This window comes from Alcaligenes sp. HNGD-HTN06 (assembly GCF_049932565.1).
Lineage (GTDB): Bacteria > Pseudomonadota > Gammaproteobacteria > Burkholderiales > Burkholderiaceae_B > Alcaligenes > Alcaligenes ammonioxydans.
This window is the reverse complement of sequence record NZ_CP187782.1, coordinates 3,302,779-3,322,887: the sequence shown is the minus strand read 5'-3', so window position 1 is coordinate 3,322,887 and position 20,109 is coordinate 3,302,779. Positions and strand designations below refer to the sequence as shown.

Annotated in this window: 22 protein-coding genes; 15 read left to right on the top strand and 7 right to left on the bottom strand. The window is 56.0% G+C overall.

What is annotated here, in order from left to right; genetic code table 11:
- Window positions 1-27 precede the first annotated feature (27 nt).
- From hemA to ACOZ42_RS15190, 5 genes are all read left to right on the top strand, one after another.
- On the top strand, window positions 28-1,302 hold the full coding sequence (gene hemA, locus ACOZ42_RS15210) for a glutamyl-tRNA reductase (protein ID WP_003804979.1): 1,275 nt from the start codon (window positions 28-30) through the stop codon (window positions 1,300-1,302).
- 98 nt (window positions 1,303-1,400) lie between these two features.
- Window positions 1,401-2,480 (top strand): peptide chain release factor 1, encoded by a 1,080-nt coding sequence (gene prfA, locus ACOZ42_RS15205; protein ID WP_003804980.1) that lies wholly within the window; start codon window positions 1,401-1,403, stop codon window positions 2,478-2,480.
- A 2-nt stretch (window positions 2,481-2,482) separates the two neighbouring features.
- Entirely contained in the window at window positions 2,483-3,349 is an 867-nt protein-coding gene (gene prmC / locus ACOZ42_RS15200) for a peptide chain release factor N(5)-glutamine methyltransferase (protein WP_003804982.1), read from the top strand.
- A 21-nt stretch (window positions 3,350-3,370) separates the two neighbouring features.
- On the top strand, window positions 3,371-3,697 hold the full coding sequence (grxD, locus tag ACOZ42_RS15195; protein ID WP_003804985.1) for a Grx4 family monothiol glutaredoxin: 327 nt from the start codon (window positions 3,371-3,373) through the stop codon (window positions 3,695-3,697).
- Between the two features lie 26 nt (window positions 3,698-3,723).
- Window positions 3,724-4,275, top strand: a complete 552-nt coding sequence (locus ACOZ42_RS15190) for a UbiX family flavin prenyltransferase (RefSeq protein ID WP_039944058.1) — start codon at window positions 3,724-3,726, stop codon at window positions 4,273-4,275.
- A gap of 287 nt (window positions 4,276-4,562) precedes the next feature.
- Here ACOZ42_RS15190 and ttcA read toward each other — a convergent pair whose 3' ends face one another.
- Genes ttcA through ACOZ42_RS15175 form a run of 3 tightly spaced genes read right to left on the bottom strand, consistent with a single transcriptional unit; the run spans window position 4,563 to window position 7,865 of the window.
- A complete protein-coding gene (ttcA, locus tag ACOZ42_RS15185) occupies window positions 4,563-5,618 on the bottom strand; it encodes a tRNA 2-thiocytidine(32) synthetase TtcA (RefSeq protein ID WP_003804989.1) in 1,056 nt (351 codons plus the stop codon).
- Window positions 5,619-5,678: 60 nt separating this feature from the next.
- Window positions 5,679-6,038, bottom strand: a complete 360-nt coding sequence (folB, locus tag ACOZ42_RS15180; RefSeq protein ID WP_003804991.1) for a dihydroneopterin aldolase — start codon at window positions 6,036-6,038, stop codon at window positions 5,679-5,681.
- Between the two features lie 51 nt (window positions 6,039-6,089).
- Window positions 6,090-7,865 carry a M61 family metallopeptidase gene (locus ACOZ42_RS15175; RefSeq protein ID WP_003804993.1) on the bottom strand — a complete coding sequence of 592 codons (1,776 nt, stop codon included), beginning with the start codon at window positions 7,863-7,865 and terminating at the stop codon, window positions 6,090-6,092.
- A 34-nt stretch (window positions 7,866-7,899) separates the two neighbouring features.
- On the opposite strand from ACOZ42_RS15175, the gene ACOZ42_RS15170 reads away from it, so the two are divergent.
- The 10 genes from ACOZ42_RS15170 (at window position 7,900) to ACOZ42_RS15125 (ending at window position 16,390) form a co-directional block, all read left to right on the top strand.
- Entirely contained in the window at window positions 7,900-8,676 is a 777-nt protein-coding gene (locus ACOZ42_RS15170; RefSeq protein ID WP_003804995.1) for an enoyl-CoA hydratase, read from the top strand.
- Window positions 8,677-9,020: 344 nt separating this feature from the next.
- Window positions 9,021-9,446: an ATP synthase subunit I gene (locus ACOZ42_RS15165; protein ID WP_003804997.1), complete on the top strand. Its 426-nt coding sequence runs from the start codon at window positions 9,021-9,023 to the stop codon at window positions 9,444-9,446.
- A gap of 56 nt (window positions 9,447-9,502) precedes the next feature.
- A complete protein-coding gene (gene atpB, locus ACOZ42_RS15160; protein WP_003804999.1) occupies window positions 9,503-10,384 on the top strand; it encodes a F0F1 ATP synthase subunit A in 882 nt (293 codons plus the stop codon).
- Window positions 10,385-10,488: 104 nt separating this feature from the next.
- Entirely contained in the window at window positions 10,489-10,731 is a 243-nt protein-coding gene (atpE, locus tag ACOZ42_RS15155; RefSeq protein WP_003805001.1) for a F0F1 ATP synthase subunit C, read from the top strand.
- 153 nt (window positions 10,732-10,884) lie between these two features.
- Complete coding sequence (locus tag ACOZ42_RS15150; RefSeq protein ID WP_003805003.1) at window positions 10,885-11,355, top strand: F0F1 ATP synthase subunit B; 471 nt, start codon at window positions 10,885-10,887, stop codon at window positions 11,353-11,355.
- A 14-nt stretch (window positions 11,356-11,369) separates the two neighbouring features.
- On the top strand, window positions 11,370-11,909 hold the full coding sequence (locus ACOZ42_RS15145; RefSeq protein WP_003805005.1) for a F0F1 ATP synthase subunit delta: 540 nt from the start codon (window positions 11,370-11,372) through the stop codon (window positions 11,907-11,909).
- Window positions 11,910-11,944: 35 nt separating this feature from the next.
- Window positions 11,945-13,486: a F0F1 ATP synthase subunit alpha gene (atpA, locus tag ACOZ42_RS15140; protein ID WP_003805007.1), complete on the top strand. Its 1,542-nt coding sequence runs from the start codon at window positions 11,945-11,947 to the stop codon at window positions 13,484-13,486.
- A 94-nt stretch (window positions 13,487-13,580) separates the two neighbouring features.
- The gene (atpG, locus tag ACOZ42_RS15135; protein WP_003805009.1) at window positions 13,581-14,489 is read left to right on the top strand and encodes a F0F1 ATP synthase subunit gamma; all 909 of its coding nucleotides are present in this window, start codon (window positions 13,581-13,583) and stop codon (window positions 14,487-14,489) included.
- 44 nt (window positions 14,490-14,533) lie between these two features.
- On the top strand, window positions 14,534-15,955 hold the full coding sequence (atpD, locus tag ACOZ42_RS15130) for a F0F1 ATP synthase subunit beta (RefSeq protein ID WP_003805012.1): 1,422 nt from the start codon (window positions 14,534-14,536) through the stop codon (window positions 15,953-15,955).
- 12 nt (window positions 15,956-15,967) lie between these two features.
- Window positions 15,968-16,390 carry a F0F1 ATP synthase subunit epsilon gene (locus ACOZ42_RS15125; RefSeq protein WP_003805014.1) on the top strand — a complete coding sequence of 141 codons (423 nt, stop codon included), beginning with the start codon at window positions 15,968-15,970 and terminating at the stop codon, window positions 16,388-16,390.
- A gap of 224 nt (window positions 16,391-16,614) precedes the next feature.
- Here ACOZ42_RS15125 and rfbD read toward each other — a convergent pair whose 3' ends face one another.
- Genes rfbD through rfbB form a run of 4 tightly spaced genes read right to left on the bottom strand, consistent with a single transcriptional unit; the run spans window position 16,615 to window position 19,988 of the window.
- Window positions 16,615-17,520: a dTDP-4-dehydrorhamnose reductase gene (rfbD, locus tag ACOZ42_RS15120; protein WP_426345334.1), complete on the bottom strand. Its 906-nt coding sequence runs from the start codon at window positions 17,518-17,520 to the stop codon at window positions 16,615-16,617.
- Window positions 17,517-18,056, bottom strand: a complete 540-nt coding sequence (gene rfbC, locus ACOZ42_RS15115; RefSeq protein ID WP_240209468.1) for a dTDP-4-dehydrorhamnose 3,5-epimerase — start codon at window positions 18,054-18,056, stop codon at window positions 17,517-17,519. Before rfbC ends, rfbD begins: the two co-directional genes overlap by 4 nt.
- A gap of 1 nt (window position 18,057) precedes the next feature.
- Complete coding sequence (rfbA, locus tag ACOZ42_RS15110; RefSeq protein ID WP_230406339.1) at window positions 18,058-18,870, bottom strand: glucose-1-phosphate thymidylyltransferase RfbA; 813 nt, start codon at window positions 18,868-18,870, stop codon at window positions 18,058-18,060.
- A gap of 50 nt (window positions 18,871-18,920) precedes the next feature.
- Window positions 18,921-19,988, bottom strand: a complete 1,068-nt coding sequence (rfbB, locus tag ACOZ42_RS15105; protein WP_426345859.1) for a dTDP-glucose 4,6-dehydratase — start codon at window positions 19,986-19,988, stop codon at window positions 18,921-18,923.
- Window positions 19,989-20,109 lie beyond the last annotated feature (121 nt).

Here is a 20,109-nt window from a genome sequence, read left to right as displayed (position 1 = left end):
TTTTCGGGGCTATAGCCTGTACTGCTCATGTCTGTAGATGTTCTAACCTTCGGTCTGAATCATGTGTCCGCGCCGGTTGCCGTGCGCGAACGCGTTGCGTTTCCGATCGATGTGTTAAAGCCTGCGCTTGATACCTTGCGTGCCACTTTTGGCACCGGGGTCCGTGAAGCAGCTATTCTGTCTACCTGTAATCGTACCGAAATTTACTGTGCGGCCGAACCCCATGTGGCCGAGCGTCTTCCTGAGTGGATGGCGGACTTCAACAGCCTGCGTTCTGCCGAACTCACCCCGCACCTGTATCGCTACAACCAGAACGAGGCTGTGCGTCATGCGTTTCGCGTAGCCAGTGGCCTGGATTCCATGGTGCTGGGCGAGCCCCAGATTCTGGGGCAGATGAAAGATGCCGTGCGAGCCGCCAACGAGGCTGGTTCGCTGGGTACCTTGCTGCATCAATTGTTCCAGCGCACCTTCTCGGTGGCTAAGGAAGTCCGTACACAAACGGCGATTGGTGCTCATTCGGTATCGATGGCTGCGGCAGCCGTGCGTTTGGCGGAGCGTGTGTTTGGCGATCTGAGCCAGGCCAAGGTGCTGTTTATTGGTGCAGGCGAAATGATTGAGCTGTGCGCCACGCACTTTGCGGCGGTGAACCCCTGTAGCATCGTGGTGGCCAACCGCACTCAGGAACGTGCGGAAAGCCTGGCTTCGCGCTTTATGGGCAACACCATGAAGCTGGCAGATGTGCCCGACCGCTTGGCCGATTTTGATGTCGTCGTATCCTGTACGGCCAGTACCTTGCCCATTTTGGGCTTGGGCATGGTGGAGCGGGCCGTGCGCTCGCGTCGTCACCGTCCGGTGGTCATGGTCGACCTGGCTGTGCCCCGCGATATTGAAACTGAAGTGGGTCGCCTGGACGACGTGTACCTGTACACCGTGGATGATCTGGGCCGCTTTGTGCAGCGGGGGGCCGATGCCCGACAGGCCGCGGTGGTTCAGGCTGAGGCGATTATCGACACCCAGGTGCAGCACTATATGCACTGGCTCAGCACTCGTGCGATTGTGCCTGCCATTTTGAATGTGCAGGAATCGGTCGAAAAAGTGCGTCAGCACGAGCTGGAGCGTGCGCGCCGCATGCTGGCCCGTGGCGACGATCCGGCCGACGTCATTGAAGTGCTGGCTCATGGGCTGACGCAGAAGTATATGCATGGTCCCATGGCTGAATTGACGCGCAGCGAAGGTGCTGAGCGCGAACAACTGCTGAATCTGTTGCCTCGCCTGCTGCCATCGACAACGCGCCGGCGTTAGCGTCCAGGCAGCTTTCTGTCCACCGACTTTTCTGCGGTGCAGCCTGATTGCTTTGAACTGCGCCCAGACCTTCTGATTTTCCCTTTAGGCTATTCCCTATGAAAGACTCTATGCGCAGTCGGCTTGAGCAATTGGCTCGTCGTCTGCATGAAGTGGATGCCATGCTTGCCGAGCCTGAAATTGCCGGCAATATGGACGAATTTCGCAAACTGTCGCGTGAGCGTGCCGAGCTGGACCCGGTTGTGACGGCGTTCAAAAGCTACGAAGCGGCCGAGGGTGATTTGCAGGCAGCCCAGGACATGATGACCGACCCCGAGCTGAAAGAAATGGGCGAGGAAGAATACAAGCTGGGTAAAGAGCGCATCGCTCAACTGGAAGACGAATTGCAGATTCTGCTTTTGCCTCGTGATCCGGACGATACCCGCAACGTGTTCATTGAAATTCGTGCCGGTGCCGGTGGTGATGAAAGCGCCCTGTTTGCGGGTGATTTGTTGCGCATGTACATGCGTTACGCCGAAAACTGCGGCTGGCGCACGGAAATCATGTCCGCCAGCGACTCGGAAGTGGGTGGCTACAAAGAAGTCATCGTGCGTATTGAAGGCCAGGATGTCTATGGTCGTCTGAAGTTCGAATCTGGTGCGCACCGTGTGCAGCGCGTGCCTGAAACCGAAGCCCAGGGCCGCATTCATACCTCGACGTGTACGGTGGCCGTGCTGCCCGAAGCCGAAGGCTTGGCTGAAATCACCATCAACCCCGCGGATTTGCGCGTGGATACCTTCCGCGCCAGCGGTGCCGGTGGTCAGCACGTGAACAAGACGGACTCGGCCGTGCGTCTGACCCACTTGCCGACGGGTCTGGTGGTGGAGTGTCAGGATGACCGTTCCCAACACCGCAATCGCGAGAAAGCCTTGCAGGTGCTGGCTGCGCGTCTGAAAGACAAGCAGCAGCGCGAGCAATCCGACAAAGAAGCCGCCGAGCGTAAAAGCCTGGTCGGTACGGGTGATCGCTCCGAGCGCATCCGCACCTACAACTTCCCGCAAGGCCGCATGACCGATCACCGTATCAACCTGACCTTGTACAAGTTGGGCTACATCATGGACGGCGACCTGGATGAGCTGATCAAGGCCTTGCTATCCGAACATCAGGCTGGCCAGCTGGCTGCCCTGGCGCAGGCGTGAGCATGAGCCTGCCCGGTGAGCCGGTCATGTCGCCTTTGGTCTTGCCTGCCTATATTCCCCGTACGCTGCGTGCCTTGCAGCGGCTCAGTCCTTTGCCGCGCCTTGAGCGCGACATGTTGTGGACGCAAGTGCTGGGGGTGAGCCGCTCTTGGTTGATCGCGCATGATACGGATGAGTTGCCGCTGGAAAAAATACAGGCTTATCAGGCGCTGGAGGCTCGCCGCCTGGCGGGTGAACCCATGGCGTATATCGTCGGGGTCCGTGAGTTTATGGGGCATGAGTTTTTGGTGTCGCCTTCGGTGCTGATCCCGCGCCCTGACACGGAAATACTGGTTGAACGTGCGCTTGAGCGGGTGCGTGATATTCCATCTCCTCGCATTTTGGATATGGGTTGCGGCAGTGGCGCCATTGCCGTATCGCTGGCTCTGGCCCGTCCCGATGCCCATGTGGTGGCCAGTGATATCAGCACGCTGGTGTTGGCGCAGGCGGGCTTAAATGCGCAGCGTTTGTGTGGGAAAGTCGAGTTTTGTCTGGGGAGTTGGTACGATGCCGTGACAGGCCAGGAACCTTTTGACCTGATCGTGTCCAACCCTCCATACATTGCAGTGGATGACGAACATCTGGCGCAGGGCGATGTGCGGTTCGAGCCGCGTCAGGCACTGACCGATGGCTCAGACGGCTTGACGGATTTGCGTACAATAGTTCAGGGGGCCGGGCCGTATCTACGTCCGGGTGCTAGTCTTCTCATGGAACACGGCTGGGATCAGGCCGACCATGTGCAAAATATGCTGCGGCAGGCGGGGTTCAAACAGGTCATCAGCTATGAGGATCTGGCAGGAATCCGGCGCGTCACAGGTGGACAGTGTTAATTCTTTTCTTAAGAGAACATCATGAGTGAAGTTCAAGATTTCATCCGCGAAACCGTAACGGAAAACCCTGTTGTGCTGTTTATGAAGGGCACGGCTCAAGCGCCTCAGTGCGGTTTTTCCGCCCGTACCGTGCAGATTTTGCGTGCGGTCGGCTTGAGCCAGGTGGTTGTGGTTAACGTGCTGGACGACGCCGAAGTGCGTCAGGGCATCAAGGATTTCTCCAACTGGCCCACTATCCCTCAGCTGTATATCAAGGGCGAGTTCGTTGGTGGCTCGGACATTGTTTCTGAAATGTACGAGAACGGCGAACTGGAAACCATGTTGCGTGAGGCCGGGGCTCTGGAGTGAGAGCCAAGCGACGCCTGGTCATTGGCATGACCGGGGCCACGGGGGCCGTCTATACCGTGCGCCTGCTGCAAGTGTTGCAGTCCTGTCCGGATGTGGAAACCCATTTGGTGATCTCTCCCTCTGGGGTGCTGAACATTCAATACGAGCTGGATATCGACAAAAACGAGATCCAGTCTCTGGCCGATCAGGTGCATAACTTTCGCGATGTGGGCGCAACCTTGGCCAGCGGCAGTTTTCCGACTGCAGGCATGGTGGTTGTGCCCTGTTCGATGCGGACTTTGGCAGCGGTGGCGCATGGTTTGTCCGATAACCTGATTACCCGGGCGGCCGACGTCACCTTGAAAGAGCGTCGCCGTCTGGTGATGCTGGTTCGGGAAACGCCGTTTAATCTGGCGCATCTGCGTAATATGACGGCTGTGACAGAAATGGGCGGGATCATTTTTCCGCCTATGCCTGCGTTTTATCTGCGTCCCAAAAGTATTGACGATATTGTCGATCACACGGTGATGCGGGTGCTGGAATTGTTTGATATTCAGGTACCCGGTGAGCGCTGGGATGGCACGCAAAAGCCGAACTAAAGCCAGATAGCTGGACAGTAGGTACGAAAAGCCCCGATCGAAACCGCCGGCATCTGGAATGACGTCCAGGTCCTGGCGGTTTCGATCGGGGCTTTTTATTGTCCGTCGCTTGTGTATTTGCGGACGGCAAGCAGATCAACAAGATGGGATGTCGGCTCTGCCGGCGCCGAGGGCCGCGCTGGCCCTGGGTTTCGAGAGATAAAACGATGGTTTGCTGTGCTACGTGGGTGCGGACTTCAGCCTGATCGCCCAGAAGGCGGCCGGTTTGGGAGCGCCGACCAGTCGCGTTATTGTCCGGAGCGCCTTTTGCTCATGAACACAATCTGTTGCTCACCGGATGCTGCGGGCTTGGCAGGGGTGAAAGCATCCTGACGTACGGTAGGTGCGGCGTCGTCGGCATCCTCTTCAAATCCAGCGGCCAGCAGACTCTCTGGCAGATGATCGTCAAAATAATCCTGATCAAAGCCTTTATCGCCCTCCGGGTCAGCCTGGCCAGTCACCTTCAAGTCCGCAAAGTTATGCAGCTTGGGGTCCATCAGGTGGGATGGCACTACACGGGTCAAGGCGCCAAACACGTTCCAGGATCGGTGTGGGAATTTCTTGTCCCAGTCCGCAATCATGCGGTTGATTTCCTGTCGTTTCAGGTTCTCTTGTGAGCCGCACAGATTACAGGGGATGATGGGAAACTCTTTGAGCTTGGCGTAGGCGATCAAATCCTTTTCGGGCACATAGGCCAGTGGTCGGATCACGATGTGCTCGCCGTTATCCGACATCAGCTTGGGCGGCATGCCTTTCATGCGACCGCCATAAAACAGATTCAGAAAGAAGGTGGCCAGGATGTCATCGCGGTGGTGTCCCAGGGCAATCTTGGTGGCGCCCAGCTCCTTGGCAACGCGGTACAAAATGCCGCGACGCAGGCGTGAGCACAGCGAACACATGGTTTTGCCTTCGGCAATCACGCGGGTCACTACCGAGTACGTGTCCTGGGTTTCGATGTGATAGGGCACGCCCAGTTTTTCCAGGTACTCGGGCAGGATGTGGTCAGGAAAGCCAGGTTGCTTCTGGTCCAGGTTCACGGCCACGATGTCGAACTTGATGGGCGCGCGTTTTTGCAGGGTCATCAGTACGTCCAGCAGGCCGTAGGAATCCTTGCCGCCGGACAGGCAGACCATGACCTTGTCGCCTTCTTCGATCATGTTGAAATCACCGATGGCGCGGCCCACTTCACGCATGATGCGTTTGCTCAACTTGTTGTCATTGACGCGCTGTTTGCGTTCAGCCTTGCTGGCAAACACGGGGATGTCGGTTTCGGAAGAAGGCAGGGGGCTGGTGTCTTGGGACATAAGGGAAAGCGAAAGAGAGGTCATCGTGGCCCCGGCAAGAGGCGGGGCAAGGGCAGGGGCTTAGCGGCTACGCTCGATTTCAATGCCCACGGCATCGCAGTCGGCAAAGGCCTCGGGCTTGCTGGCGCGGATTTTAACGCGTTCCACGCTTGGGAATTCATTTTGGATGCGCTCGGCCAGCCGTTCGATCAGCGTTTCCAGCAGGTTCGTGTGCTCCAGGGTGCTGACCTCGATCAGCGCCTGGCGCAACTGCCGGTAATCCAGCACCGTGCCAATATCGTGGTCCTGGACGTCTTGGGTGATGGTGGTGTCGAACTCGGCGTCAATATGCAGCGGCTGGCGGTGAACCAGCTCGTGCTCGAGCATGCCAATCGAGGCTTGCACCACCAGATTGTTGATGAAAATACGGCGTGTGGTCATGGCAAAGGCAAAGTATCAGGCCCGCCGTGAGCGGCAGGCCCAGAAAAGAGGTCAGGAGGGGCGGCTCAGGACGCACTCGTCCAAAGCAGGGCGCGCCAGTTGCAGTGTGAAGCAGTGTAGTTCATCGCGGCGGAAGGCGTGGATCTGAACGGTCTGACCGGGCTCATACGCTGCAAGCAGACGCTCCAGACTGGCAGTGTCGCTGACACGCAAGCCGTCAATGGCCACCAGAGTATCCCCCGCGGATAGTCCGGCTTGATGCGCTGCACCCTCTGTAAAGACGGTAGCGAGCTGGCACTGCCCTGCGCTTTGACGCACACGGGCGCCCAGGTTGGGCAACTTGGAAGCGGCCTGCCATTCCAGCTTCAAGCCTTGCTCGGCCAGCCATGGCTTGAGGGGCAGGTCCTCGCAGCCTTCCACGTAGCGGGCGATAAAGTCTGTGGCGTCGTAACCGGTGGCTTCCAGAATCAGGGCGGGCATGGCGTCTTCGGGGATGCCGTGTGGCTTGCCCTGATAGAAGTCACGGCCATAACGTGCCCACATCAACAGCATGACATCGTCCAGGCTCTTGGTGTGCTGGGTATGGCTGCGAATGCGCAAATCCAGGCCCAGTGCGATCAGGGCGCCCTTGCTGTAATAGCTGACCAGCGCATTAGGGGAGTTTTCATCCTGTTTGTAATAGCGCGTCCAGGCATCAAACGAGCTTTGCGCGGCGGACTGCTTGAAGCGTCCAGGGGCGCGCACAACGGCATTGATGTTTTTGGCCAGCAGTTTCAGGTAGTCTGCCTCGCTCAACACGCCCGAGCGCAACAGCATCAGATCATCGTAGTACGAGGTGAAACCTTCAAAGACCCACAGCAGACGGGTGTGGTTCTCGCGGCTCAGGTCATAGGGCGCAAAGGCTGCAGGTTTGATGCGTTTGACATTCCAGGTATGAAAATACTCATGGCTGACCAGTCCCAGAAAAGTCTGGTAGCCGGGGCTTTTTACCGACTTGTCCTGGCCTTGGGTGGGCAGATCGCTGCGCGAGGCGACTAGAGCAGTCGAGGCGCGGTGTTCCAGGCCACCGTACCCGTCCTCGGTCACCATGGTCATGAATACATAGCGCGAGCTGCAATCCAGAAAGGGGGCGCGTCGGGTGTCTGGTTCGAAGAAGGCGATCTGTTCGGCACAGATTTTTTCGACATCACGGGCGATACGCGGCAAATCCAGATTGGGGATGCGGCCGGTAAAGACCAGTTCATGCTCTGCGCCGTGTGCAAAGAAACTGATGACCTGGGGGGTGCCCATTTCAATGGGGTGATCGATCAGCTCGTCATAATTGCTGGCACGGTACACGCCAAATCCATAGCGTTGCGCGGCTCCCGGCACGCCAATGGCTTCGGGCAGGCTGGTGTAGACCTGCCAATCTTCCATGTCCTCATTGGCTACCAGTTCCAGCAGACAAGGCTGTTCAGTCTGACCCTCAACGGCCAGCAGGGCGCTGGTGCCATTAAAGAAGGCATGGGTCTGATCAATATGCGCGCCGCGTACGGACAGGTCCCAGGCGTAGACCTGGTACTGCACACTCAAGGGGCCTTGGCAGGGTTCGCATTGCCAGCGGTGATTGTCCAGCTTGCGGATGGAAACCGGTTCGTCGCCAGAGAAGGCGGCTATGCTTTCGATCTGACGCGAGAAGTCGCGGATCAGGTAGCTGCCGGGAATCCAGGCCGGAAGGCTCAGGATCTGGCCATCTGTTTGGGGGGAAGTGATCTGTATCTGGACAGTCAGGCGGTGGCCGGCGAGATCGGTCGGCTCGGCACGGTAAAGTACGGGTGTAGGTTCCATTCCCCTATTCTATTTAATTTTTCTGGGAGTCAGCATGAACGAACCCTTAGTCAAAGCAGAGGTGCATGGTCGTGTTGCTTTATTGACATTAAATCGGCCCAAGGCTTTGAATGCGCTCAATAACGAGCTTATCGCCGAGTTGTATGCCCTGTTGAAAAAATACGATGCCGACAACGAAATAGGTTGTATCGTGCTGACCGGTAACGAAAAAGCGTTTGCGGCGGGTGCTGACATTGGCGCCATGAAAGACTGGAATTACCACGATGTCAGCTCTCAGGATTATCTGGGAGGCCATTGGGAAGAGCTGCGCCGTTTCCGCAAACCTATCATTGCGGCCGTAGCCGGTTATGCCTTGGGCGGCGGCTGCGAGCTGGCCATGTTGTGTGATTTCATTATTGCGGCCGACTCGGCCCGGTTTGGCCAGCCCGAGATCAAGCTGGGGGTCATCCCCGGCTTTGGTGGGACACAGCGTTTGCCTCGCGCCGTAGGCAAGGCCAAGGCCATGGATCTGATTCTGACCGCTCGCATGATGAATGCCGAAGAGGCCGAGCGCTCGGGTCTGGTATCCCGTGTGGTGCCGGCCGACAAATTGCTGGAAGAGGCACTGGACGCCGCAACCGTTATTGCCAGCATGTCTTTGCCTTCGGTTCTGATGGCCAAGGAATGCGTGAATCGTGCTTTCGAGTCCTCGCTGGAAGAGGGTTTGCTGTTCGAGCGTCGCAATTTCCACGGCCTGTTTGCCACTGACGATCAGAAAGAGGGCATGCGTGCGTTTGTCGAGAAGCGCAAGCCTGAGTTCAAGCACCGCTAAATTTCTCAAAAACCGGTAAAACGGAGGGGTGTGTTGTAAAATTGCTGCACTGCAATGTTACAAAATAAGCGTACCCCTTGATGTCATTGAGATTGCGAATATCAGCCTTGCATTAAGTATCAAACAAGCAAGGCTGAATTTGCTTACAACAAAAAAAAGACGCTATACTTTATGGGTTTGACGACAGCGGCTTTTAAAAGGGGCCGATAATATTGCGCGGATGGATTGGCTAGAAGCCTTTGCAGTGCATCCACCCACACAACGTTATCTGATTGTTTCCTACTATGAGCGAGCCGATTGATCAGCAAACAGGCACCCCAGCCAAGGTGCACCCAGCAGGAGATATGTCGCCCATTCCTGAACCCGTTGTACTGACGCCTGAGCAACGTAGCCGTATGGCTCGCCGGGCAGGGCAAGGAATTGTGCGTACACTTGCTGCCCAGGCTTTTATGGGCCTGTTGGCTATTGTTCTGTCGGCATGGATTTCCGGCGCATCTGCAGCAGCCTCAGCACTGATTGGTGCGGCTGCTTATTTTGTGCCTAACGCATTGTTCGCATTGCGTCTTTTGCTGGGTTTGATGGGCGGCGGCAACGCCGGAGCGCTCTCCTTTTTCTGGGGAGAGGCCTTCAAGCTTGGTTTTGCGGTATTGACACTGGCAACTGCTGCCATGGCAAATACAGGCTGGCTGGTCTGGCCTGCCTTGCTGTTTGGCCTGCTGTGTGTCTTGAAGGGATATGTGCTGCTGCTGTTTTTTCGCAAGCTGCCATAAGGGATTTTTGTTTCACGGGCTTGTCCCATAACGTATACATCACAGGGTAAATACAGATGGCTGCTGCTAGTGATATTTCGCCTCAGTCAGGGTACATCCAGCATCACTTGGTTCACTTGAACAACTTGGGTGAAAAACAGGATGTTCTGGCCAACTTCGGTGTCATCAACTACGACTCCATGTTCTGGTCCCTGCTGATGGGTCTGGTTGTGGTTTTCTTTATGTGGCGTGCTGCTTCGGCCGCTACAGCTGGTGTGCCAGGCCGCTTGCAGTCTTTTGTTGAAATGCTGGTTGACTGGGTTGAAGACCAGGCCAAATCCATTGTTCCCAATGCCGAGTCCCGCAAGTTCGTCTCGCCTCTGGCGCTGACGGTATTCCTGTGGATCGTCATGATGAACGTGCTGGACTTGTTGCCCGTTGACGGTCTGGGCTGGATTTTCATTCAGACTGGTCTGGCTTCCGAGCATGGCGACCCGCTGTACTACCACCGTATTTTGCCAACCGCCGACTTGAACGTGCCTATGGGTATGTCTCTGGGCGTGCTGCTGCTGATGTTCTACTACGGCATCAAGATCAAGCACCCCGGCGGTTTTGTCAAAGAGCTGTTTACTGCACCGTTCACCGCAAGCGGCCTGATGGCTGTCGTGCTTGCACCTTTCAACTTCTTGCTGAACTGCATCGAATACGCGGCCAAGTCTGTGTCTTTGGGGATGCGGTTGTTCGGCAATATGTTTGCCGGTGAACTGGTTTTCATGTTGATCGCTCTGCTGGGTGGCGCATGGACAGGGTTTAATGGCGCCAGCCTGGGACTGGGTATCGGTCACATTCTGGCCGGTTCTGTGTGGGCAATTTTCCACATTCTGATTGTGTTGCTCCAGGCGTTCATCTTCATGATGCTCACCCTTGTCTATATCGGACAAGCACACGAAGGCCATTAATCCGATTCCGACCGGGCAATGGTGTCTGGTTGGGGGGAGCAGGCCTGGCCTGCTAACGCTTTGATTTTTTTGAATTACACCTGATTTTTAACCAAGGAGTTGTCATGACCAACGTAGCTTTCGTTGCTCTTGCTTGCGGTATCATCATCGGTCTGGGCGCTTTTGGCGCTTGCATTGGTATCGCCCTGATGGGTGGTAAATATCTGGAAGCATCGGCTCGTCAGCCTGAACTGATGAACGCTCTGCAAACCAAGATGTTCCTGTTGGCCGGTCTGATCGATGCTGCTTTCCTGATCGGTGTCGGTATCGCCATGTTGTTTGCATTCGCCAACCCATTTGTTGGGTAATAAGGCGAGTCCGTTGCCATTCCTGGCAGACGGGCAGGCAGTCGTCGTTAGCGGTGTGTTGCTCGGTTTGATCATGCACCGCTTGTCGACTTGAACATACATGTGTCAGGACGCTAGCGCCTCCTACACACGTGGTATTGAAGGGATACGACCGTGAATTTAAACGCGACTCTCTTTTTTCAGATGATCGTGTTTTTCGTTTTGGCCTGGTTTACGATGAAATTCGTATGGCCGCCACTGACGAAAGCAATCGATGATCGTCGTCAGAAAATCGCTGATGGTTTGGCTGCTGCTGACAAAGGCAAGGCCGATCTGGCACAGGCCCAAGCGCGTATCAGCCTGATGGAAGCCTCGGCCAAGTCCGACAACCATCAACGTATTGTCGACGCTGAAAAACAAGCGACTGCTCTTTTGGAGCAAGCTCGTCGTGAAGCTGAAGCCGAAAAAGCCCGCATTATTGCGCAGGCCCAGCAAGACGCTAACCAGGAAGTGCAACGCGTACGTGAAGGTCTGCGTAGCGAAGTGGCTGCCTTGGCTGTCAAGGGTGCCGAGCAAATCTTGCGACGCGAAGTTGACGCGAATGCGCACGCCCAGCTGCTCGAGCAGCTCAAGGCAGAACTTTAACATCAAGGCAGGCCATGGCTGAACTATCGACTATTGCCAGACCTTACGCCGAAGCCCTGTTCGCCGCGGTACGCGACGACAGCCAGGGCCTCGAATCGTGGTCGGCCCTGTTGTCCGAAATGGCTCAGGTGGCCGGTCTCCACGATGTGCGCGAGGCACTGAACGATCCGCGCCTGAATAACGGGCAGCGACTCGAACTCTTTACGGGCCTGGTTAAGTCACAGGTCACCGAAAAGGCTCGCAACTTTCTTCAATTGTTGGTGGATAACCAGCGCATCTTGCTGCTGCCACAGATTGCAGAACAGTTTGATCTATTGAAACACCAACTCGAAGGCACGGCGCAGGCACAAATTATCAGTGCTTTCCCGATGGCTGAGGCTCAGGTTGCTGAGCTGACCGCTGGGCTGGAGAAAAAGTTTGGCCTGAAGCTAAAACCGACTGTGACCGTCGACGCTGACCTTATCGGCGGTATTCGGGTAATTGTTGGTGACCAGGTGCTCGACACTTCCGTGCAGGCCCGGCTGGCCAGCATGCGCGATACGCTGACCGCATAGCGCGAGTCAGTAAACAGGATTTCAGGAGTCTGAACATGCAACTTAATCCGTCCGAGATCAGCGAACTGCTCAAGAGCCGCATCGAAGGCCTGGGTGCGTCGACTGACGTTCGTACACAAGGCACGGTCGTATCCGTGACCGACGGTATTACGCGCATCCACGGTTTGTCCGATGTGATGCAGGGCGAAATGCTCGAATTTCCGAACAACACGTTCGGTCTGGCCCTTAACCTCGAGCGCGACTCTGTCGGCGCCGTGATTCTGGGTGAATACACCGGTGTTTCCGAAGGCGACGCAGTTAAAACAACTGGCCGCATTCTGGAAGTACCTGTTGGCCCCGAACTGCTGGGTCGTGTGGTTGATACCCTGGGTATGCCTATCGACGGCAAGGGCCCGATCAACGCCAAGATGACTGACGTCATCGAGAAAGTGGCTCCTGGCGTTATTGCCCGTGAGTCCGTCTCCCAGCCCATGCAGACCGGCACCAAAGCCGTGGACTCCATGGTGCCAATCGGCCGTGGTCAGCGCGAACTGATCATTGGTGACCGTCAGACCGGTAAAACTGCCGTGGCTGTGGACACCATCATTGCTCAAAAGGGCAATGGCGTTAAATGTATTTACGTTGCCGTGGGCCAAAAAGCCTCCACGATCAACAACGTGGTGCGCAAGCTCGAAGAGCACGGTGCTCTGGAGTACACGATTGTTGTGGCCGCCTCGGCTTCCGAGTCCGCCGCCATGCAATACCTGGCTCCTTACTCCGGTTGCACCATGGGCGAATACTTCCGTGATCGTGGCGAAGACGCCCTGATCATTTATGACGACTTGACCAAGCAAGCTTGGGCCTACCGTCAAGTATCCCTGTTGCTGCGTCGCCCACCAGGCCGTGAAGCCTACCCTGGCGACGTGTTCTACCTGCACTCCCGTCTGCTCGAGCGTGCTGCTCGTGTGAACGCTGAGTACGTGGAAAAATTCACCAACGGTGAAGTGAAAGGCAAGACCGGTTCTCTGACCGCACTGCCCATCATTGAAACGCAAGCCGGTGACGTTTCCGCTTTCGTTCCAACCAACGTGATTTCGATTACTGACGGTCAGATCTTCCTGGAGTCCGACCTGTTCAACGCTGGTGTACGTCCCGCTATTAACGCCGGTATTTCGGTGTCCCGTGTGGGTGGCGCTGCTCAAACCAAGGTCATCAAGAAACTGTCCGGCGGTATTCGTACCGACTTGGCTCAGTACCGTGAATTGGCTGCGTTTGCTCAGTTTGCTTCCGACCTGGACGACGCAACCCGTCGCCAGCTGGAGCGTGGTAAGCGCGTGGTCGAACTGCTCAAGCAGCCCCAGTACCAGCCTCTGGCGGTGTGGGAACTGGCCGTGAGCCTGTACGCTGTGAACAACGGTTACTTCGACGATCTGGAAGTCGCTCAGGTTCTGCCTTTCGAAAAAGGCCTGAAAGATCACCTGCGCAGCAAGTTCGCTGCTCTGGTTGAGCGTATCGAAAGCAAGAAGGAACTGGTTAAAGAAGACGAGGCTGAGTTGGTTACAGCCATCCAGGACTTCAAAAAGCACGGCGCTTTCTAATCATTGTTGGCAGGCGCCGGAAACCCCGGCGTCATGATTAGCGGGAGTCGACAACCTAGTCGGGCTCCCGATAATGCCCTTACAGGAAAGTGTGATGGCCGGAATCAAGGAAATTCGTACTAAGATCAAGAGCGTGCAAAACACGTCCAAGATCACCAAAGCCATGGAGATGGTGGCGGCATCCAAGATGCGCAAGGCGCAAGAGCGGATGCGTGCTGGCCGTCCCTATGCAGATAAGGTGCGCGAGATTGCTTCGCATCTGATGCAGGCGCACCCCGACTACACTCACCCCTACATGGTTGAGCCCGCCGAAGTCAAATCGGTAGGTATCGTGGTTGTCAGCACGGACAAAGGTCTGTGTGGCGGCCTGAACACCAATATTCTGCGTCTGGTACTTGCGCGTGTTCGCGAGTTTGAAGACAAAGGTATTAAAGTTCAGACGACGGCTCTGGGTGGTAAAGCCGCGGGAACATTGGCGCGTGTGGGTGCCAATCTGGTTTCTCAGGAAGTGGGTTTGGGCGATGCGCCTAACCTGGAACGTCTGATTGGCGCTATCAAGGTGCAGATCGACGACTTCGTGGAAGGCCGCATTGATGCTGTTTATCTGGCGACCAGCCGCTTTGTCAATACGATGAAGCAGGACCCAACATTTATTCGCTTGTTGCCTCTGCCTTCCGGTCTGAAAGATCCTTTCCAGGCTGGTGATCAGGTAGTCGCTCAAGAAAGCGTCAACTCTTCCGAATACGGTTGGGATTACATCTACGAACCCGATGCCAAGTCGGTTATTGATGACTTGTTGCTGCGTTACGTAGAGGGTCTGGTGTATCAGGCCGTTGCCGAGAACATGGCCTCCGAGCAGTCTGCTCGTATGGTGGCGATGAAAGCCGCTTCGGACAACGCCAAGACCGTTATTGCCGATCTTCAGCTGGTCTATAACAAGACTCGCCAGGCAGCGATTACGAAAGAAATCTCTGAAATCGTGGGGGGTGCCGCCGCTGTGTAATCACGGCAAGGCACACCATCAAAGTTATATTGCAAGGACTCAACATGAGCAACGGTACCATCGTTCAGTGCATCGGCGCCGTGGTGGATATTCAGTTCCCCCGCGACAGCATCCCTAAAGTCTACGAAGCATTGACGCTCGTTGACGAAAGTTCGGCTTTCGCAGAAAAAGGCCTGACTTTTGAAGTACAGCAACAATTGGGTGACGGTGTAGTTCGCACCATCGCCATGGGTTCCAGCGACGGCCTGCGCCGCGGTATGGAAGTGGCCGGTTCGGGCGCTCCCATCTCCGTTCCCGTGGGTGTTGGCACCCTGGGTCGCATTATGGACGTTCTGGGTCGCCCCATTGACGAAGTCGGTCCTATCCAGTCCGACGAGCGCCGCGCCATTCACCAGCCTGCACCTACTTTCGACGAACTGTCGCCTTCCGTAGAGCTGCTGGAAACCGGTATTAAGGTGATTGACCTGGTTTGCCCGTTTGCCAAGGGTGGTAAGGTTGGTCTGTTCGGTGGTGCCGGTGTGGGCAAGACCGTGAACATGCTGGAGCTGATCAACAACATCGCCAAGGCACACAGCGGTCTGTCCGTGTTTGCCGGTGTGGGTGAGCGTACCCGTGAAGGTAACGACTTCTACCACGAAATGGCCGATGCTGGCGTTATCCAGATGGACAACCTGAGCGAGTCCAAAGTGGCCATGGTGTTCGGTCAGATGAACGAACCTCCAGGCAACCGTCTGCGTGTGGCACTGTCCGGCCTGACCATGGCCGAGAAGTTCCGTGACGAAGGCCGTGACATCCTGTTCTTTGTGGACAACATCTACCGCTACACGCTGGCCGGTACCGAAGTGTCCGCTCTGCTGGGTCGTATGCCTTCCGCAGTGGGTTACCAGCCTACGCTGGCCGAGGAAATGGGTAAGCTGCAAGAGCGCATTACCTCCACCAAGACCGGTTCGATTACGTCCATTCAGGCCGTTTACGTTCCAGCCGATGACTTGACTGACCCATCGCCTGCTACGACCTTCTTGCACTTGGACTCCACCGTTGTGTTGTCGCGTGACATTGCTGCTCTGGGTATTTACCCCGCTGTGGACCCTCTGGACTCCACCAGCCGTCAGCTTGATCCACAAATCGTGGGTGAAGAGCACTACGCAGTGGCTCGCGGTGTTCAGCAAACGCTGCAGCGCTACAAGGAACTGCGCGATATTATCGCCATTCTGGGTATGGACGAATTGTCTCCTGAAGACAAACAGGCCGTTGCCCGTGCCCGTAAGATCCAGCGCTTCCTGTCTCAGCCTTTCCACGTGGCTGAAGTGTTTACCGGTTCGCCTGGTAAGTACGTTCCACTGGCTGAAACCCTGCGTGGCTTCAAGATGATCGTCGACGGCGAGTGTGATGCTCTGCCAGAACAGGCGTTCTACATGGTCGGTTCCATCGACGAGGCTTTCGAAAAAGCCAAGACTATTCAGTAATAAGGATTGCTCATGGCTAAGCTTCATGTTGACGTGGTCAGTGCCGAAGAATCGATCTTTGCTGGTGAGGCAAAGTTCGTGGCGCTGCCCGGCGAGGCTGGAGAATTGGGTATTTTGCCCGGTCACACTCCCCTGATCTCGCGGATTCGTCCCGGCACGCTGAAGATCGTTATGGACGATGGCAGCGAAGAGCACATCTTTGTCGCTGGCGGCATACTCGAGGTTCAGCCTGGGAAAGTCACTGTATTGTCGGATACCGCGATTCGCGCACACGACTTGGATGAAGCAAAGGCGCTGGAAGCCCGCAAACATGCGGAAGAGGCCCTGCGCAACACCAAGGACAAGGCCGATATCGCTGTTGTGGAAGCCGAGCTGGCCATGCTGGCCGCTCAGGCAGCCGCAGCACGTCGTTTGCGTGACGTGCGCAAGCACTGATCCAGACATCGGCAGTGTCCGAGAAAAAGCCACCCCCAGGGGTGGCTTTTTTGCGTCTGGAGGGGGCTCAGAGGGGCAGCAGCGATCACACTGACAATGATGCTGATTGCCCCGCTGGGTGAGAAGAGATGGGGGCTTCAAATTCGAATCTGGCGTACAAGCCTAGGCTTGGTCTTGTTGTCTGCCGGGTTTGAGTTGCTCAGACAGGGTGTTTCATGCCCGGGTTAGCGGGTTTTTTGCAGAAACAAAAGGCTGTGTTCAATTCCCTTGCGCCAGTCTCTTTCTATAGTGTCCTTGCCTAGCAGGGCGTCTACACGGTCTTGCTGCAGTCCTGATTGGGCAGGTCGTCGGGCAGGTGTCGGGTAGTGGCTGGCCGGGATGGGGGTGAGTGTCGGCGCGGTGCCCAGCAAGCCCAGCTTGACCGCTTGTCCAATGATTTCCTGGGCGAAACCGTACCAGCTGATGCAGGGAAGGCCAGAGAAATGGACAATGCCTGTAAGCGGTAACGAGCCTGTGTCTGAACTTGATGCAAGCAGCCTTTCTGTCAGCTGCAAGACGATCCGTGCCAGATGGGGGGCATAGGTCGGACCGCTTGTTTGATCATCTACGAGGCTCAATTCCGAGCGTTCCTGAGCAAGCGTCAACAGACGAGTCAGAAAGTTGTTCCCAAATGGGCTGAACACCCGGCTGGTACGCAAAATGAGGGCCGAGGGCAGGGCGCGCAGAACGGCTTGTTCCCCTTCTCGTTTGCTATGTCCATAGACACTGATAGGGTTGGTCGGCGCGTCTTCCGCATATGGCTGAGCGGCCAGACCATCAAAAACATAATCGGTGGAAAGGTGCAGCATCTGAATACCGCGCTCGGCACAGACCGACGCCATCAAGCCCGGAGCGATCGCGTTGACTCGGTATGCCTGTTCGACATCGGTTTCAGCGTTGTCTACCGCGGTGTAGGCGGCAGCGTTGATCACGATATCTGCCTGGTGGCGATCCAGGGCGCGTTCAAGACAGGCGCGTTGCGTGACGTCGAGTTTCTGATGCCCCAAAGATATGAGGTGCAAGTGGGTGGCTTGCTGGGTGAGTGCTTGACCGAGTTGGCCGTGCCCACCGCTGATCAAAATCCTGGTCATGGCCGCAGAAATTGCTCCAATCCCGGGTGCATTTTGTCTTTTGCAGACAGGATGGGGTTCGGAATGGGCCAGTCGATGCCCAACCGTGGGCAGTCCCAGGCCAGCCCACCTTCATCGTCGGGTCGATAGTAGTCCGTACATTTATAGCTGACATCCGCCTCGGCACTGAGCACACAATAACCGTGCGCATAGCCAGGCGGGACCCACAGCTGTTTGTGATTGTCCTGGCTGAGTTCTACGCCAAGATGGTGTCCGAATGTGCTGGAGTGGGGGTCTATATCAACGACGACATCAAATATGGCACCGCGCGTAACGCCAATCAGCTTGCCTTGAGGCCTGGTCCTTTGAAAATGCAGTCCTCGTAGAACGCAGGCCCTGGAGCAGGACTGATTGTCCTGTACAAAGACACTGTCAATGCCGGCCAGCGTTTGATAGCGAGCCGCATTAAAGCTTTCCTTGAAATAGCCTCGCTCGTCGTGAAAGACGCGCGGCTCAATAATCAGAACGCCGGGTAAAGAGGTGGGATGAATGTGCATATCATGGGTGCAGCAAGCGGGCCAGATATTGCCCGTAGCCTGTTTTTTCCAAGGCCTGGGCCTGGGCCTGCAGAGCGGATCTGGGTAACCAGCCCTGATTGAAAGCAATTTCTTCCAGACAAGCCACTTTCAGGCCTTGACGGTGTTCAATGGTACGAATAAACGAGCCCGCCTCCATCAAACTTTCGTGAGTGCCTGAGTCCAGCCACGCAAAGCCACGCCCGAGTATGGAGACATGTAGCGCATTCAAACGGAGATAGGCGTTGTTGATGTCGGTAATTTCCAGCTCGCCGCGAGCCGATGGGGTGACTTGGCGGGCTAGGTCCACGACCCGATTATCGTAAAAATACAGGCCGGTAACGGCAAGGTGAGATTTGGGCACCATCGGCTTTTCTTCAATCGACAGGGCTTTGCCTTCTGCATCTATTTCTACAACGCCAAAGCTTTCCGGATTGTTGACGGGATAGCCGAAAATGGTGGCGCCTTCAGCGCGGCTGCGGGCGGTGCGCAGCATTTGGCTAAAGCCATAGCCGTAGAAAATATTGTCGCCCAGAATCAGGCAGACGGACTCCTTGCCGATAAAGTCCGCTCCGATCAGAAAGGCCTGAGCCAGACCGTCTGGTGAGGCCTGCTCGGCGTAGGAAAGTGTTATGCCAAAGCGGGAGCCATCACCTAGCAGGCTCTGGAAATTAGGCCGATCTTCTGGGGTGCAGATAATCAGAATCTCCCGTATTTCCGCAAGCATGAGTACGGATAAGGGATAGTAGATCATCGGCTTGTCGTAGACAGGCAGTAAGTGCTTGGACACACCCATCGTAATCGGATGCAGGCGTGTACCTGAGCCCCCTGCCAAAACAATTCCTTTCACACCTGTTTTCCCAGACGGTCCAGACGGTAGGCACCGCTTAGGATGCGTTCCCACCAGGACGTGTTTTCAAGATACCAGCGTACGGTTTTGCGCAGGCCCGTCTCTATGCTTTCTTGAGCCTGCCAACCAAGCTCCCGCCTTATTTTACTGGCATCAATGGCATAGCGCTGATCGTGACCGGGCCGATCTTCGACAAACGTAATCAGGTCTGAATAAAGGGCCAGGCCTGCCGGTTTGCGAGGGCAAAGCTCCTCAAGAATGGAGCAGATCGCCTGTACTACCTCCAGATTTCTCCGTTCCTGGTTTCCCCCGATGTTATAAGTCTGACCTATCTTTCCCCGTGTGGCCACGGCGATCAGGGCACGTACATGGTCCTCGACGTACAGCCAGTCGCGTACTTGGTCTCCTTGCCCATACACCGGTAAGGCTTGGCCTTTAAGGGCACTGAGCACCATATGGGGAATCAGTTTTTCCGGAAATTGATAGGGGCCATAGTTGTTGGAACAGTTGCTGATGACGACCGGCAGACCATAGCTGCGATGCCAGGCCCGCACCAGATGGTCGGAGCTGGCTTTGCTGGCCGAATAAGGGGAACTGGGGTTATAGGCGGTCGTCTCGGTAAAGAGCGCATCCGTTTTGCCCAGATCACCATAGACCTCGTCCGTGGAAACGTGATGAAAGCGAAAATGCGGCTTGTCTCGCGTGCTCAGTCCTTCCCAATACTGGCGACTTTGCTCAAGCAAGGTGTAGGTGCCCACGATATTGGTTTGAATGAACTGGGCAGGTCCGTCGATAGAGCGGTCAACATGTGACTCTGCAGCTAGGTGTATGATGAGGTCGGGCTGAAACTGCTGAATCTGCGAGCCAAGTGCTGCGGCGTCGCAGATGTCTGTTTGGGAGAACTGGTACCTAGCGCTGTTAGCGACACAAGCCAGCGACTCCAGGTTGCCGGCGTAGGTCAGCTTATCAAGATTCAGTACGGTGTGACAGCTGTGCTTGATTATATGGCGAATGAGCGCGGAGCCAATGAAGCCTGCACCGCCGGTGACGAGAATGTGCATGATATGTTGATTTCGGATAATTCGGATGGACGGTGCTCCTAAGCTGCGCTTCTATCCGGACTATGGCGTTACTGGATCGACCGTAGTAGTGTGTCATGTTATTAGCGGAAACCACGACGAGTCA